The organism is Bacillus sp. COPE52, assembly GCF_003355115.1.
In the GTDB taxonomy this organism is placed as follows: Bacteria; Bacillota; Bacilli; order Bacillales; family Bacillaceae_G; genus Bacillus_A; species Bacillus_A toyonensis.
In genome coordinates, this window is the sequence record NZ_CP031292.1 from 1,197,864 (window position 1) to 1,213,140 (window position 15,277).

Sequence of the window (15,277 nt, forward strand, 5' to 3'; positions counted from 1 at the left end):
GTGAAGTGAGGGATAGAGAATGTTATATCTACATGATGTATGGGTAAATTGGTTTGAAGGTGAAGAAAATGGGTATAACGTTTGTCATTTTTACGAATGGCGGAAAGATGATACGATTGAACTATTAGATCAAGTGCCATTATTAAAAGTAGATGCCACATTATATCATTACATCGAGAACGAATTGTTAGAGCTTCCGCAAAAGTTGTTGGAAGACGTACATCATAAGGCTTATATTCGTAAAAATCATGAACGTTTGCAGCAAGAGTATTGCTTTGTTGTTACAGATGGAAAAGGAATTATTGCGATTGATACAATTGGTTACAATGTACCAATTAGAAAAAGTAGACTTATACCTCGCCAAGAGCAGATGGTATATGAGATGGTGGAAAACGTACAAGCAGAAAAGTATGAGTTCCAAGTAGAGGAAACAGAAAAGGAACATCATATTTTATCACCATCGCCTTTCATTATGAATGGCTTAACTCGTAAAGAGAGACAGCTAAAACAATTATTATTTATGGCGTTAGATCAATTACATACAACGAAAAACACAGCGGAAATTCGTTATTGGTACACAGAATGGGATCCGTCAGCATATGGAACGGTCCAACATATGGAATTTGAAGATATTTGGGCAAGACTATATGATGAAGCGAAATCAGGCTGGTCTGAGAAGCACGAACAATTATGCGAGCGCCTTGTAAAAGGACAGCCGTTTTTTGAAAAGTTATGGGAAATGGAAAATGAGCAAAAGGTAAATTAAAAAACCGCCAATTGGCGGTTTTTTAATTTGATGAAATCCAGCTTCAGCGGCAAGAATGTTCGGTGGCTTCGCGCCTTCCTGCGAGGCAAAAAGCGCCTCTACGTCAGGAGCTCCATCCCCCTCACATTCTAAGCGAGCCGCTTCCGCTTTATAAGTTACCTACGTTTTCTGCTTAGTCCCATTGCGTTTTCTACTTTGCGTAGTTGTTTGAATGCAACGCGGTTTGCTTTTTCGGCACCTTTGTCTAGAATTTCGTCTAGTTCTGGGGAGCTGATTAGTTCGTTATATTTGTCTTGGATTGGGCGAATTGCTTCTACGACTACTTGTGCTAAGTCGCCTTTGAAGTCGCCGTATCCTTTTCCTTCGTACATTGCTTCTATTTCTTCAACTGTTTTTCCTGAGAATGAAGAGTAAATTGTTAATAGGTTAGAGATTCCAGGTTTATTTTCTTTATCGAATTTCACGATACCTTCTGAATCTGTTACAGCACTTTTAATTTTCTTTTCAATTGTTTTTGGTTCATCAAGCATACTGATCATTGATTTTGGATTCGGATCAGATTTACTCATTTTTTTCGTAGGTTCTGTTAATGACATAACGCGAGCTCCTACTTTTGGAATACGAATTTCAGGAACTATGAACACTTCACGGAAGCGTTTGTTGAAACGCTCTGCTAGATCACGTGTTAATTCCATATGTTGTTTTTGGTCATCACCAACAGGTACGATTTCTGTGTTATAAAGTAAAATATCAGCAGCCATTAATGGTGGATACGTAAGTAATCCAGCTGGAACTGAATCTCTACCTGAAGCTTTATCTTTATATTGTGTCATACGCTCTAATTCTCCAACGTAAGCAACAGATTGCATGATCCATCCTAGTTGAGCGTGTGCAGGTACTTCTGATTGTACAAATAAAGTAGCTTTTTCAGGATCGATGCCGCATGCTACATAAAGTGCAGCAAGACTACGAATGTTTTTGCGAAGTTGTATAGGATCTTGAGGTACTGTAATGGCATGTTGGTTTACAATACAGAAATAGCAATCGTGTTCGTTTTGAAGCTCTGTAAATTGCTTCATAGCCCCTAAATAGTTTCCAAGTGTAATCGTTCCGCTTGGCTGAATACCAGAAAAGATAACTGACATAATTATTTCCTCCTAAATTTGAATGCGTGATAGGGAAGAGAAGGCAAACAAAAAAGCCCATTCATCCCAAAAAACTATAGGGACGAATGGACCGCGGTACCACCCTAATTATTTCACTACTGTGAAATCTCTCTAATCCATAGTAACGTCTGGATATAACGCCAAGGCCTACTACTTTCGGTTCGGTTTGGTGCTCAAAAGCCCATTCCACATTGTACAATTACTTGTTCACACCAGCCACAAGCTCTCTGAAATTGTTTCAATATGTACTCTTCTTTATCATCGCATACATATAAATTTATTTATTGTTAACTGAGCTCTTTTAATATGAAAGAACTAAAGTTTTATAACAAAATGTTTTGCTGATAATTATATCATATGGGATAGTGTTTGCAAACTACATCAAAATAGTAAAGCTAATGAGAGTCGAGAACGCTCCGAGTATGATACCTGTAATACAAATAGGATATGTCCATTTGAATGAATATGTTTTATAAATACGTTCTTTCTTATTCACCGGTTCCTCGGATTCTTCAATTAACGAGTCTATTTTTTTGTTCGTGCCAAATACTCTCTGGAAAGCGTAAAGAGTCACATTGAAAAATCCATTTTGAAATATGAATAAAAAACCACCTATCAGAATAAAAAATAGCGCGATATAAAACGAAATGTTGACAAAGTTCAACAAAAATTGAGATGAAATGAGGAATGCACCAATACTAGAAGCAATCATCGCTATAAAAATTAGTATACAAGTATGAAAAAAAACTTTATTCAAAATATTCCCCTCCGTCAAAATATTACTAGAATTATTATACTATAAAAGCTATAATAAGTACTAGAAATAATTTTTTGAAAATTATACGCAATTAAAGGTCTGATTTTAAGATGATGGTAGCAATGTTAACGTATCCCTTTACGAAAAATTAAAAATATAAACATTTTATTAAAAATTTTAACAAAAAAACAAAAAACTATATTCACAATCGTCGTATTATATGTATAATGAAAATTGTAGAAACTTGGAGATTATTCTTTCAATTCTACTTTTTAACAAGTGAGGGTACAGGAAGTGCAATTAGGGGAGGCAACACAACATGAAGAAAAAGATACCGTTATTACTTGCATCAACTTTAACTGCAAGTATGTTGCTTGGCGCGTGTAGCTACCAAAAAGATGACGCAAAAGCAAAAGGGAAAGAGAACGCTACGAGTAGTAGTAACGGAAAACAGATTCTTAATTTAACAGAGTTATCTGAAATTCCGTCAATGGATGCATCATTAGCATCTGACTCTTCATCTTCTACAGCATTAAATAATACGATGGAAGGTTTATATCGTATTGGCAAAGATCAAAAGAGAATGCCTGGCGTTGCAGAAGATGTCGAAAAGCTAGATGATGGGAAGAAATACATATTTAAATTAAGAAAAGATGCGAAATGGTCAAATGGGGAACCTGTAACAGCTAAAGACTTTGTGTATTCATGGAAAAGAGCCGTAAATCCAGATACAAAAGCAACGTATTCGTACATTATGTTCGATATTAAAAATGCAGAGAAAATTCATAAAAAAGAATTACCTGCTGACCAATTAGGTGTAAAAGCGATTGATGATTATACATTAGAAGTGGAATTAGACAATCCCGTTCCTTACTTTATCGATTTAACAGTTTATCCAGTATTTTACCCGCTAAATGAAAACTTTGTAAAAGCACAAGGTGATAAGTTTGGTTTAGAGGCAAATACAACATTATATAACGGTCCATTCGTTATGAGTGATTGGAAACATGAACAAAGTTTCCAATTCAAGAAGAATCCTTCATATTGGGATAATAAAACGGTTAAAATCGAAGAAATCAACTTTAATATTGTAAAAAATACAGCAACTGATGTAAATTTATATGAGACAAACGCGATTGATCGTGCGGCTTTAACGTCTGAATTTGTTGATAAGTTTAGACAAAGCCCAGAGTTCCAAACAAGAAAAGAAGCAGGGGTTGCTTACTTAAGATTTAATCAAAGTAATCAGTACTTAAGTAATAAAAACTTAAGAAAAGCAATTTCAATGTCCTTTGACCGTGATAACATTGCGAAAGTTATTTTAAATAACGGTGCAATTGGAGCTTACGGATTTGTTGGAAAAGATTTCGCTGAAGGTCCGAATAAAAAAGATTTCCGAGCTGAAAATGGAAAGCTAGTTGAAACAAATCCAAAAGAAGCGAAAAAGCTTTGGGAAACAGCGAAGAAAGAGCTTGGAACTGATAAAATCGAACTAGAATTCTTAAACTTTGATAATGAAGATGCTAAAAAAGTTGGTGAATTCTTAAAAGGTGAGATAGAAAAGAACTTACCAGGTTTATCAATTAAAATTAAACAGCAACCATTCGCACAAAAAAATAAATTAGAAGATTCTCAGCAATATGATATTGCGTTTGGTATTTGGGGACCAGATTTCCCAGATCCAATCTCATATTTAGATATGTTTGTTACGAATGGTTCTCAAAATAAAACAGGGTATTCTAATCAGAAGTATGATGAGTTAATCCTAAAAGCTAAAACAGATACAAAAGATTTACAAGCTCGCTGGAACAACCTTCTAGAAGTAGAGAAGATGTTAATTAAAGAGGATGCAGTTATCACTCCAATCTTCCAAAAAGGTTCAGCGTATGTAGTAAAAGGTGCCGTAAAAGATATTATCCCAATTAACTATGGTGGTAAATTAACTTACAAATGGGCATCTGTTGAACAAAAATAATCTTTTTTTTCCATCGTTTACAAGGGTATATGCCTATGATGGGCATATGCTCTTATTTTAAAAAAATAAAAGTAAGAATATTTTAAACTATCTTATTGCTTTTGAGAAAAACGGGGAGGTGCTTGACTATGGGACGTTATGTATTAAAACGTTTCGTGTACATGGCTTTGACATTATTTTTAATTACTACACTGACTTTCTTTTTGATGAAATTACTTCCGGGTTCTCCGCTTAAAAACCAGGAGAAGCTATCACCGGCACAAAAAGAAATCATTCTTGAAAAATACGGATTAAATGATCCGGTACCAGTTCAATACGCACGTTACTTAGGTAACTTAGCAAAAGGTGATTTAGGGGTATCATTCCAATATGATAACCGCCCAGTAACAGACATGATTGTGGATCGTATTGGACCATCAGCCCAATTAGGTTTACAAGCGATTATATTAGGGACATTTATCGGTTTAATTTTAGGTATTGTTGCCGCACTTCGTAATAATACGTGGGTGGATTATAGTGCAACAGTTATTTCGGTACTCGGAATGTCGGTACCATCATTCGTATTCGCCGCATTACTACAATATTTCGTAGGGGTAAAACTTGGTTGGTTCCCGGTAGCATTCTGGAAAGGACCAGAGTTTACTGTAATGCCTACAATTGCATTATCGATGGGAGTTATCGCAACAATCGCACGTTTCTCTCGTGCAGAATTAATTGAAGTTATGCAGTCAGACTATATTTTAACAGCGAAAGCAAAAGGAATTAGTCAAGGCGTTATCATTGTAAAACACGCACTTCGTAACGCGTTAATTCCAGTTGTAACAATTTTAGGACCAATGGTTGCGGCATTAATTACAGGAACACTTGTTATCGAGCAAATTTATGCTGTACCAGGACTTGGGGAACAATTCGTTAAATCGATTACTTTAAATGACTATACAGTTATTATGGGAACTACGATTTTCTATAGTGCAATCTTCATTTTAGTTATTTTCATTGTCGATATTTTATACGGAATTATTGATCCTCGTATTCGTTTAGCGGGAGGGAAAAAATGATGAAAGATGTACAAAAATTATCTCCAGATTTATTTCAACAAGCCAATCAAAATAATGTTGATAATGAAGTCATTGCCCGTCCAAGCTTAACGTTTTGGCAAGATGTAAGAAGACGTTTGTTCCAACATAAAGGTGCGATGCTTGGCCTTGTATTATTAGTAATCATTGCGCTATTAGCGATTTTTGGACCGATGGTAAGTAAACACTCGTATAAAGAGCAAGATTTAGGTCGTGCGAAATTACCACCAAAAATTCCAGTTATTGAAAATGTTCATTGGTTACCATTTGACGGTACAGATCAATATGGTGTTGACCAATATGAAAAACGTGATATTAAAGAGTACTTCTGGTTTGGTACAGATGATCTTGGCCGTGACTTATGGACAAGAACATGGGAAGGTACACGCGTATCATTATATATCGCTCTTTTAGCAGCAGCAATTGACTTAGTAATTGGGGTTGCATACGGAGGTATTTCAGCATTCTACGGCGGTAGAGTAGATAATATTATGCAACGTATTATGGAGATTATTAACGGTATTCCATACTTAATCATCGTTATTTTAATGGTAATCATTATGGGATCTGGTATTTGGTCGATTACACTCGCGATGGCGATTACAGGTTGGATAGGGATGTCGCGGATTGTTCGTGGACAAATCTTAAAGTTAAAAAACCAAGAATATGTATTAGCATCTCGTACATTAGGTGCAACGAACACGCAATTAATTGTAAAACACTTAATTCCAAACGTAATGGGACCTATTATCGTAATGACAATGTTTACAATTCCATCAGCGGTGTTTGGTGAAGCGTTCTTAAGTTTCATTGGTTTAGGAATTCAGCCACCATTCGCGTCACTTGGTTCTCTTGTAAATGATGGTTATAAATCTATTCAAACGTATCCACACATGATGTTCATCCCTGCGGTTGTCATCAGTATGTTAATTCTAGCATTCAACTTAATGGCAGATGGATTACGCGATGCGTTAGATCCAAAAATGCGTAAGTAAACGAGGAGGGAGAAGTAAAAATGAAAACATTGTTAGAGGTAAAAGATTTACAAGTCTCCTTTGATACACATGCAGGTGAAGTACAAGCAGTGCGCGGAGTTACTTTTGATTTGAAAAAAGGGGAAACATTAGCGATTGTAGGAGAGTCTGGTTCTGGGAAATCAGTTACTTCTAAAGCGCTAATGGGGTTAATCCCAAATCCTCCAGGCCGTATTAAAAATGGAGAGATTATATTTGACGGTCGTGATTTAACGAAATTAACGGAAAAAGAAATGCAGCAAGTTCGTGGTAAAGATATCGCAATGATTTTCCAAGATCCAATGACATCATTAAATCCAACGATGACAATTGGGAATCAAATTATGGAAGGTCTTATTAAACACCAAGGGATGAGTAGAGGAGACGCACGTAAAGTTGCGTTAGAATTAATCGACCTTGTAGGTATTCCAAATCCAGAAGCACGTTTAAAACAATATCCTCACCAATTCTCAGGTGGTATGAGACAGCGTGTAGTTATTGCGATGGCGTTAGCTTGTAACCCGAAATTATTAATTGCCGATGAGCCGACAACAGCGCTAGACGTTACGATTCAGGCGCAAATTTTAGAGCTTATGAAAGACATTCAGCAAAAGACAGAAGCAGCAATCATTTTCATTACGCATGACTTAGGTGTAGTAGCAAACGTTGCTGACCGAGTTGCGGTTATGTATGCTGGTAAAGTTGTTGAAATTGGAACTGTAGATGAAATTTTCTACAACCCAAAACATCCGTACACATGGGGCTTAATCGCATCTATGCCAAGTTTAGACGGATCAGAGGAAGAGCTATATGCGATTCCAGGAACGCCTCCTGACTTATTAAAACCGCCAAAGGGTGATGCTTTTGCACCACGTAACCCACAGGCGCTGAAAATTGATTTTGAAATGGAACCGCCTTTATTTAAAGTAAGTGATACACACTATGCGGCAACTTGGTTACTTCACGAGCAAGCACCAGAAGTAAAACCGCCGGCAGTTGTTGAAAAACGTATTCTTCAAATGAAAGCAGGTGAACAACATGACTAAACAACGTGAGAAATTAATTGAAGTAAAAAATGTAAAACAACACTTCGACGTGAGTGGTGGTGTTGTCAAAGCGGTTAATGATATTTCATTTGATATTTTCCGCGGAGAAACATTCGGGCTTGTAGGAGAATCTGGTTGTGGTAAATCAACAACTGGAAGAACGATTATTCGTTTATATGATGCAACTGCTGGTGAAGTGTTGTTCGATGGTGAAAACGTACATGGTAAGAAATCACGCGCAGAACTGAAGAAGTTCAACCGTAAAATGCAAATGATTTTCCAAGATCCATATGCATCATTAAACCCTCGTATGACAGTAGGGGATATTATTGCAGAAGGTATTGATATTCACGGATTAGCAAAAAGTAAAAAAGAACGTATGGACCGTGTTCATGAACTGTTAAACACAGTTGGTTTAAATAAAGAACACGCAAACCGTTTCCCGCACGAATTCTCGGGTGGACAACGTCAACGTATCGGTATCGCTCGTGCGCTTGCTGTAGAACCTGAATTTATCATTGCCGATGAGCCAATCTCAGCACTTGACGTATCGATCCAGGCGCAAGTTGTAAACTTACTGAAACAGTTACAAAAAGAAAAAGGTTTAACATACTTATTCATTGCCCATGATTTATCAATGGTAAAATACATTAGTGACCGCATCGGCGTAATGTATCGTGGTCAAATCGTTGAGCTAACAACAAGTGATGAGTTATATGCGAATCCAATTCATCCATATACAAAATCACTATTATCAGCGATTCCGCTTCCAGATCCAGATTATGAGCGCAATCGTAAACGTATCGTATACGATCCATCGCAGCATGATTATGGTAATGAAGCACCAACAATGCGTGAAATTCGCCCAGGACATTTCGTATTATGTTCTGAAGCAGAGTATAGGAAATATAAAGAGATTTATCAATAAAAAAAAGGTCATTCTTCCGTTACGGAAGAATGACCTTTTTTACTATATTTGTCGATAAGTCGATATATTTAAAGAATCATCGATATAAGGTGCATTTATCAATAAATGCACCTTAATCAAAGAAGTGTTACTGCGCCTGAACAGAAACATTCTCTTCTTGCTCATTCGGCTTAACAAGTGCGTAACTTTCCCATGCTCTACTTCTCCAGCGGAAGAACATAATAATTGCCCGCGTCCATTCATCGATAGCAATCGCTAGCCAAATACCAACGAGTCCCATATCTAAATGGAAGGCAAAAAAGTAACCGAGTGGCAAACTCATTAACACCATAGAGAACGCACCAATTAAAACTGGATATTTTGCATCACCGGCTGCACGAAGGGAATTAATGATGACGATGTTCATCGTACGTCCTGTTTCGAGTAGTACACTTAGTAAAAGAACGCTTGCCCCTAGAGCGATAATATGAGGATTATCAGTAAATACCCCCATTAATTGTGTGCGGAATGTAATAACGAGAGCGACCATAAATAAAGTCACACCAATTGCCCATTGTACACTTTTCCATACACGTGTGTATGCTTCATCTTTTTCATTTCCGCCAACTAGGCGTCCCACGATAATAGCTGTTCCCATACCGATTGCAATTGCGAATAAATAAGTAAACATGGAAATGTTAGTAGCATATTGTCTAGCAGCTAACGATTCTGTTCCTAAGTAAGTTGCGTAGTACAGGAAGACAATTTGGCAAGCTTGATACATGACTTGTTCAAAAGCAGATGGAATGCCAATTTTTAAAATTTTCCCCACGTATTCTTTTGATAAGGTGAAGTAATATTGTAATTTTACACGGTATTCCATAACGCGGTATAGTAACCAGAAGAACACAATCAGTGCCAGTAGTCGACTGACAGCGGAAGAAATCGCGGCCCCTTGTACACCAAGTTCAGGGAAACCGAACTTCCCGAAAATAAGTACGTAGTTTCCGGCGATATGAATAATATTCATTCCAAGCGAAACAAACATTGCTTGCTTTGTAAAGCCGTGAACGCGAATAATTGCGGCTAACGAGTTAATAATAGCTTGAAGGAAAATGGCTCCTCCGACGATGGATAAATAGCTTTGTGCATACGTTAGTACATCGCCTTGTAAATTCATTGCCATCATCATATGTTTTGAAAATAAAAGAAAACCAGCACTTATAACGAGTCCGACCACTAAATTTAATGTGACGGCTAATGCTGATATTTTAGATGCTTCCATAAAACGTTTGGAACCGAGGTATTGAGATACGACGATCGCAGCGCCATTCCCGATTACTTCTAGTACCAAAATAGCGATATGAAGATATTGATTCGCTGCACCAACCCCAGATACAGCATCGTCTGATAATGCACTTAACATGAAAGTATCAGCGATCCCCATCAACATAAAAAGAAAAACTTCTAGAAAAATAGGCCATGTTAATAAGAATAAACTTAATTTTTCTGTCGGCCCGTTTTTTGAGTGAATTGCTGTCATGTCCGTCCCCTCTTTACCGATATCTATTTTTAGCAAAGTGTATCGTAACATACTTTCTTATCCTTTGCACTCATTTTAACCTACATATTTTTAATATGAAGAGACCTTCATTTTATGCTAAAAAGAGAAGGATAATTATACAAAAAATATTATAAAATATAAAATTCGTTTTTCTCTGATAATTTAGAAAAGTTTAAAATTTGTTATTTCCGACACTTCAGTCGGGTAAACTGGTAATATGAAACGTTTTCAAAGATTTATTTTTTCACAGGAAATTTTAATAAGATAGAAATATAAATATACAAAAAATATATTTGTGTGTATAATATGAATTATTAGAACATATATATATTTCTTTTTGTTTGAAAATGAAAGGGCTAACATTTTTATGGAGGGTGGAAATATGAAAAAAAAGATGCCGGTTTTTGTATTATCAACGGTAGCAATGAGCATGATTTTAGGGGCATGTAGTTATCAAAAAGATGAACAATCGCAAGCGAACGCAAAAGGGGATAGCGGGAAGAGCGGTGCGAAGCAAGTTATTAACTTAATTGAAACGCAAGAAATTCCAACGATGGATCCAGCATTATCAGCTGATGCAGTTTCTTCAAGAGTAATGACTAATACGATGGAAGGCTTATACAGTTTAGGAAAAGATGATAAGCTAGTTCCAGGTGTAGCGAAGGAATTCAAAAAGTCAGAAGACGGTAAAAAATATACATTTAAATTACGTGAAGACGCAAAATGGTCAAATGGTGAGCCTGTGACGGCGAAAGATTTCGTGTACGCATGGCAAAGAGCGATTAACCCAGACACAGCTGCGAAATCAGCGTACATTATGTATGATATAAAAAATGCAGAGAAAATTAATAAAAAAGAGATGAGTCCAGACCAATTAGGCGTAAAAGCAATTGATGACTATACATTAGAAGTGGAATTAGACAATTCAATTCCATATCTTGTAGATTTAATGGTATATCCAATCTTCTATCCTGTGAATGAAAAGTTTGTAAAAGAGCAGGGGACGAAGTTTGGTTTAGAAGCAAATACAACACTATATAATGGACCGTTTACACTAAGTGATTGGCAACATGAACGTAGCTTTAAAATGACAAAGAGCCCATCTTATTGGGAAAATAAAGAAGTGAAGATTGAGGAAGTAAACTTTAATATTGTAAAAGATACGTCTACGCCAATCAATTTATATGAAACAAACGCAGTCGATCGAGCGACGTTATTAGCAGAGTTCATCGATAAATATAAAGGAAAACCAGATTTCCAAACAGTAGAAGATACATCTGTATTCTTCCTTCGTTTAAATCAAAAAGATCCAGCGTTAGCAAATAAAAATATTCGTAAAGCAATTTCTCTTGCTTTTGAACGTAAGCCGTTTGTTGACACGCTATTAAATAACGGTTCTAAGCCAGCGACAGGATTAATTCCTGATAACTTCATTAAAGGACCGGATAAAAAGGACTTCCGTGCTGTAAATGGAGATATTGTAAAACCAAACGTGAAAGAAGCGAAGAAGTATTGGGAAGCTGGTAAAAAAGAGCTTGGTAAAAATGAAATCGAATTAGAGCTATTAAATGAAGACGTTGAATTATCGAAGAAAACTGGTGAATATTTAAAAGGTGAGTTAGAAAAGAATTTACCAGGTTTAACAGTGAAAATTAAACAACAACCATTTGCACAAAAACTAAAATTAGAAGATGCGGGCGATTACGTCATGTCATTCTCTGGATGGAGTGCAGACTTCCCAGATCCAGTTACATACCTTGATATGTTTGTAACGGACGGATCACAAAATAAAATGAAATATTCTAATCCGAAATATGATGAGATTATCATGAAAGCGAAGAAAGATGGAAGCGATGTAAATGCTCGTTGGAAAAACTTACTAGAAGCAGAGAAAATGTTACTTGATGATGCTGCGATTGTTCCAGTATATCAACGTGGTAGAGCATACTTACAAAGAGATTCAATTAAAAATATGTACAACCATAAATATGGTGGCGATTTAAGCTTTAAATGGGCGTCAGTAGAGAAATAAGAAAAAAGCAGGTGATTACCTGCTTTTTTTTAATACGTACGTTTCTTATAAATACCTTTTCCACCAACTTGGTTCCATCCGGATTGTACATCCAAACTTTTGTTAACAAACTTCATTTTTTCTTTTCCGCCAAAGAGTTTTTCACCGATGCTATTTGAAATGACACCAATCAATGCTGTGATTCCGATGATGAGGGCAGCAACAGTAACAAAATCAATAAAAAAAGCAATCATTTGCAAATTCCCCCTTTGCCTGTCTGTATTTTTATTGTATGAGATAAAAGATAAAAAAGAAAGAAATGTCAGAAAAATATTTGGTTTACTTTAGAAATCGTGTAGACAGGAGGGAGAATGTTTGTTAAAATAAGAACAAACGTTCCTTTTGATTCTCATTTATATAGTCTTACATTTCTTAATTGATTTATCAAGAAAAAGTAAGAAAACGTTCTCTTTTTTTAGGTGAAATTATAGATAAATAACTATATATTATATGAAAAATCAATGGGAAGTGAGTATTAAAAGGTTTGAAGGTCATTGTTAAAGTACAGCTAAAGTGAGCGTAATCATGTTACATAGCAGTGGAATACGCGGAAGAGTTTTCTCAACTAGTAGGAAATTTACTGTATATTTCTTGCAAAATCTATTGTATAATGATTATAGAAGTTACTTATTAAAAGTAATTGTTGTTTATTATAAGTTGTTGCTTACATGAAATGCGATTTTTGTACTTTGTTATAAGACAAGTTATCGCGAAAAATTACTGAAGTTAGAATTTTAAACTGTAATTAGTACAGAATTTGTACTCTTTAAGGAGAGTGAGCTTTGTATGGTAACATTATATAGTTCTCCAAGCTGTACGTCTTGTAGAAAGGCGAAATTATGGCTAGAGGAAAATCATATTCCTTATACAGAACGTAATATTTTCTCAGATCCATTAACGATTGAGGAAATTAAAGAGATTTTACGTATGACAGAAAGCGGAACAGATGAGATTATTTCTACTCGTTCGAAAGTTTTCCAAGAATTAAATGTAAACTTAGAGTCTTTACCACTTCAAGATTTATATAAGATGATTCGTGACTATCCAGGGATTTTACGTCGTCCAATTATGATTGACGAGAAGCGTCTTCAAGTAGGTTACAATGAAGATGAAATCCGTCGTTTCTTACCACGTACAGTAAGAACGTTCCAATTACGTGAAGCACAGCGTCTTGTAAATTAATTATAATAATATGAAAACCTTCTACCTATTATATAGTAGAAGGTTTTTTTTATTGTTTCACATTTCGTATGCGAACTTGTTGAACGATAATACCGATGCATAGAACAGTGAAAATGAACAAGAAAGGAATGCTTGTAGTGAAACTTGGGTTGTTATGAAAAAAGGTTGCAAGTCTGTCTTCGTGTGTAATCATCTTTCCAGCTGTATAGGCGAGTATCGCTGCTCCGCAATAAATGAGAAGTGGAAAGCGTTCCATAAGGATTAAAATAAGTTTGCTGCCCCAAATAATAATCGGAATAGAAATGAGTAACCCGATTATGACGAGTAATAATCTTCCGTGAGCCGCACCTGCAATAGCGATGACATTGTCAAACCCCATAACGAGATCCGCGAATACAATTGTACGCACAGCTTGGAATAAAGTTGTTTTCCCTTGAATAGAAGAAAGATCGTTGCTATTATCAGTTAATAAATTTACTGCAATGAATGTAAGTAAAACGCCGCCGATAAGCTGTAAAAAAGGAATGTCGAGTAAGTAGACAGCTATTATTGTAAGAAGAATTCGTAGCACAATTGCTAAAAGAGTACCGATCAAAATGGCTTTATTTCGTTTTGCTTCAGGTAAATTCCGGCTAGCTAATGCAATGACAATTGCATTGTCACCACCTAATACAACATCAATACCAACAATCATTAGTACAGATGTTAAAAACTCTAAGTCCATTCGTCTGCCTCCATTTATGATGTTTTAATAAGCGAAATATATGTATGTGATGAAGAAAGTGGGAACTAAATAATCTCCTCTAATAGAAGTTTCACTTTATTACAGTGTACGGGGGAATATAGAAATGTATGTCCAAATTTTTCGTGTGTAAAGAATTGTCATAATGATATATTTATGTAGACAATCGAATAAAGATAGGCATATAACTATTTTTGTAAAATAAATCGATTTTATTTCCCTTCTGGAGAATCTTATCATAAAATGAGAGTACAAGAATCTATTGATTTGTCATATGAGTGGGGGATCCCTTCATAACAATTCTAAACAGGAAGGGAGAGTTGTATTTTGGAAATTGAAAGAATTAACGATCATACGATGAAGTTTTTTATTACGTACATTGATATAGAGGACAGAGGGTTTAATCGTGAAGAAATTTGGTATGACCGCGAACGTAGTGAAGAGCTCTTTTGGGAGATGATGGACGAAGCTCGTGATCATGATGACTTCTTTATTGATGGACCGTTATGGATTCAAGTGCAAGCAGTCGATAAAGGGATTGAAGTACTTGTCACGAAAGCCGAGCTCTCAAAGGATGGACAAAAGCTAGAGCTACCGATAGGTGTAGACAAAATTATAGACATTCCTTTAGATGAGGGTATCGAGTCATTATTCCAGCAAGAATTAGTGGAAGAGGTAGAAGAACAAACAGGAACAAACTTTAATGAAGATGGTACGTTTGGCTTTTTAATTAAGTTTAATGATTTTGAAGATGTTATTTCATTAAGTCATCGTCTTATCTTTGAAGATATAAAAGATGAGCTGTATTCATTTGATGACCGCTATTATGTATATGTGGAATTCGATGAAGTGCTACATGATGAAGAAGAAATTGATCGTATTTTAAGTATTATTTTAGAATATGGAGAAGAATCAACTTTAACAATTCATCGTGTGAGTGAGTATGGGAAACAAATTGTGAAAGAGCGTGCGCTTGAAACAATTCGCAATAATTTTCCTGCTAAAACGTAGG

The 15,277-nt window shown here is 35.8% G+C and carries 14 protein-coding genes and 1 other annotated feature; of the genes, 9 read left to right on the forward strand and 5 right to left on the reverse strand.

The window, feature by feature from the left end; genetic code table 11:
• Positions 1–19 precede the first annotated feature (19 nt).
• The gene (locus tag DPQ31_RS05990) at positions 20–766 is read left to right on the forward strand and encodes a YjbA family protein (protein ID WP_000966122.1); all 747 of its coding nucleotides are present in this window, start codon (positions 20–22) and stop codon (positions 764–766) included.
• A gap of 155 nt (positions 767–921) precedes the next feature.
• Here the strand turns inward: DPQ31_RS05990 and trpS are convergent, their stop codons facing one another.
• Together trpS and DPQ31_RS06000 are read right to left on the reverse strand one after the other, a co-directional pair.
• Positions 922–1,911 (reverse strand): tryptophan--tRNA ligase, encoded by a 990-nt coding sequence (trpS, locus tag DPQ31_RS05995; RefSeq protein WP_000110979.1) that lies wholly within the window; start codon positions 1,909–1,911, stop codon positions 922–924.
• Between the two features lie 75 nt (positions 1,912–1,986).
• Positions 1,987–2,203: a binding site (T-box leader), on the reverse strand.
• A gap of 105 nt (positions 2,204–2,308) precedes the next feature.
• Positions 2,309–2,689 (reverse strand): DUF3899 domain-containing protein, encoded by a 381-nt coding sequence (locus tag DPQ31_RS06000; protein ID WP_001045000.1) that lies wholly within the window; start codon positions 2,687–2,689, stop codon positions 2,309–2,311.
• Between the two features lie 319 nt (positions 2,690–3,008).
• Here DPQ31_RS06000 and DPQ31_RS06005 point away from each other — a divergent pair, with 319 nt between their 5' ends.
• The 5 genes from DPQ31_RS06005 to DPQ31_RS06025 all read left to right on the forward strand — a co-directional run bounded on the left by DPQ31_RS06005 (position 3,009) and on the right by DPQ31_RS06025 (position 8,727).
• Complete coding sequence (locus DPQ31_RS06005; protein ID WP_000727209.1) at positions 3,009–4,664, forward strand: peptide ABC transporter substrate-binding protein; 1,656 nt, start codon at positions 3,009–3,011, stop codon at positions 4,662–4,664.
• Positions 4,665–4,792: 128 nt separating this feature from the next.
• Complete coding sequence (gene opp3b, locus DPQ31_RS06010; RefSeq protein WP_000534168.1) at positions 4,793–5,722, forward strand: oligopeptide ABC transporter permease; 930 nt, start codon at positions 4,793–4,795, stop codon at positions 5,720–5,722.
• Complete coding sequence (gene opp3C / locus DPQ31_RS06015; RefSeq protein ID WP_000974107.1) at positions 5,719–6,735, forward strand: oligopeptide ABC transporter permease; 1,017 nt, start codon at positions 5,719–5,721, stop codon at positions 6,733–6,735. The genes opp3b and opp3C overlap by 4 nt, the downstream gene beginning before the upstream one ends.
• A 20-nt stretch (positions 6,736–6,755) precedes the next feature.
• Complete coding sequence (locus tag DPQ31_RS06020) at positions 6,756–7,799, forward strand: ABC transporter ATP-binding protein (protein WP_000854338.1); 1,044 nt, start codon at positions 6,756–6,758, stop codon at positions 7,797–7,799.
• Positions 7,792–8,727: an ABC transporter ATP-binding protein gene (locus DPQ31_RS06025; RefSeq protein ID WP_208731676.1), complete on the forward strand. Its 936-nt coding sequence runs from the start codon at positions 7,792–7,794 to the stop codon at positions 8,725–8,727. Before DPQ31_RS06020 ends, DPQ31_RS06025 begins: the two co-directional genes overlap by 8 nt.
• 127 nt (positions 8,728–8,854) lie before the next feature.
• Here the strand turns inward: DPQ31_RS06025 and DPQ31_RS06030 are convergent, their stop codons facing one another.
• Positions 8,855–10,300 (reverse strand): MATE family efflux transporter, encoded by a 1,446-nt coding sequence (locus tag DPQ31_RS06030; protein WP_002156289.1) that lies wholly within the window; start codon positions 10,298–10,300, stop codon positions 8,855–8,857.
• A gap of 352 nt (positions 10,301–10,652) precedes the next feature.
• Between DPQ31_RS06030 and DPQ31_RS06035 the strand changes: the two genes are divergently transcribed.
• Positions 10,653–12,302 (forward strand): peptide ABC transporter substrate-binding protein, encoded by a 1,650-nt coding sequence (locus tag DPQ31_RS06035; protein ID WP_000728607.1) that lies wholly within the window; start codon positions 10,653–10,655, stop codon positions 12,300–12,302.
• A 29-nt stretch (positions 12,303–12,331) separates the two neighbouring features.
• Here DPQ31_RS06035 and DPQ31_RS06040 read toward each other — a convergent pair whose 3' ends face one another.
• The gene (locus tag DPQ31_RS06040) at positions 12,332–12,535 is read right to left on the reverse strand and encodes a hypothetical protein (RefSeq protein ID WP_000559975.1); all 204 of its coding nucleotides are present in this window, start codon (positions 12,533–12,535) and stop codon (positions 12,332–12,334) included.
• 592 nt (positions 12,536–13,127) lie between these two features.
• Here DPQ31_RS06040 and spx point away from each other — a divergent pair.
• A complete protein-coding gene (gene spx, locus DPQ31_RS06045) occupies positions 13,128–13,523 on the forward strand; it encodes a transcriptional regulator Spx (protein WP_000258267.1) in 396 nt (131 codons plus the stop codon).
• Between the two features lie 49 nt (positions 13,524–13,572).
• Here the strand turns inward: spx and DPQ31_RS06050 are convergent, their stop codons facing one another.
• The gene (locus DPQ31_RS06050; protein WP_000362596.1) at positions 13,573–14,247 is read right to left on the reverse strand and encodes a TerC family protein; all 675 of its coding nucleotides are present in this window, start codon (positions 14,245–14,247) and stop codon (positions 13,573–13,575) included.
• 345 nt (positions 14,248–14,592) lie between these two features.
• Between DPQ31_RS06050 and mecA the strand changes: the two genes are divergently transcribed.
• Positions 14,593–15,276, forward strand: coding sequence for an adaptor protein MecA (mecA, locus tag DPQ31_RS06055; protein WP_000402125.1), 684 nt, complete (start codon positions 14,593–14,595; stop codon positions 15,274–15,276).
• Position 15,277 lies beyond the last annotated feature (1 nt).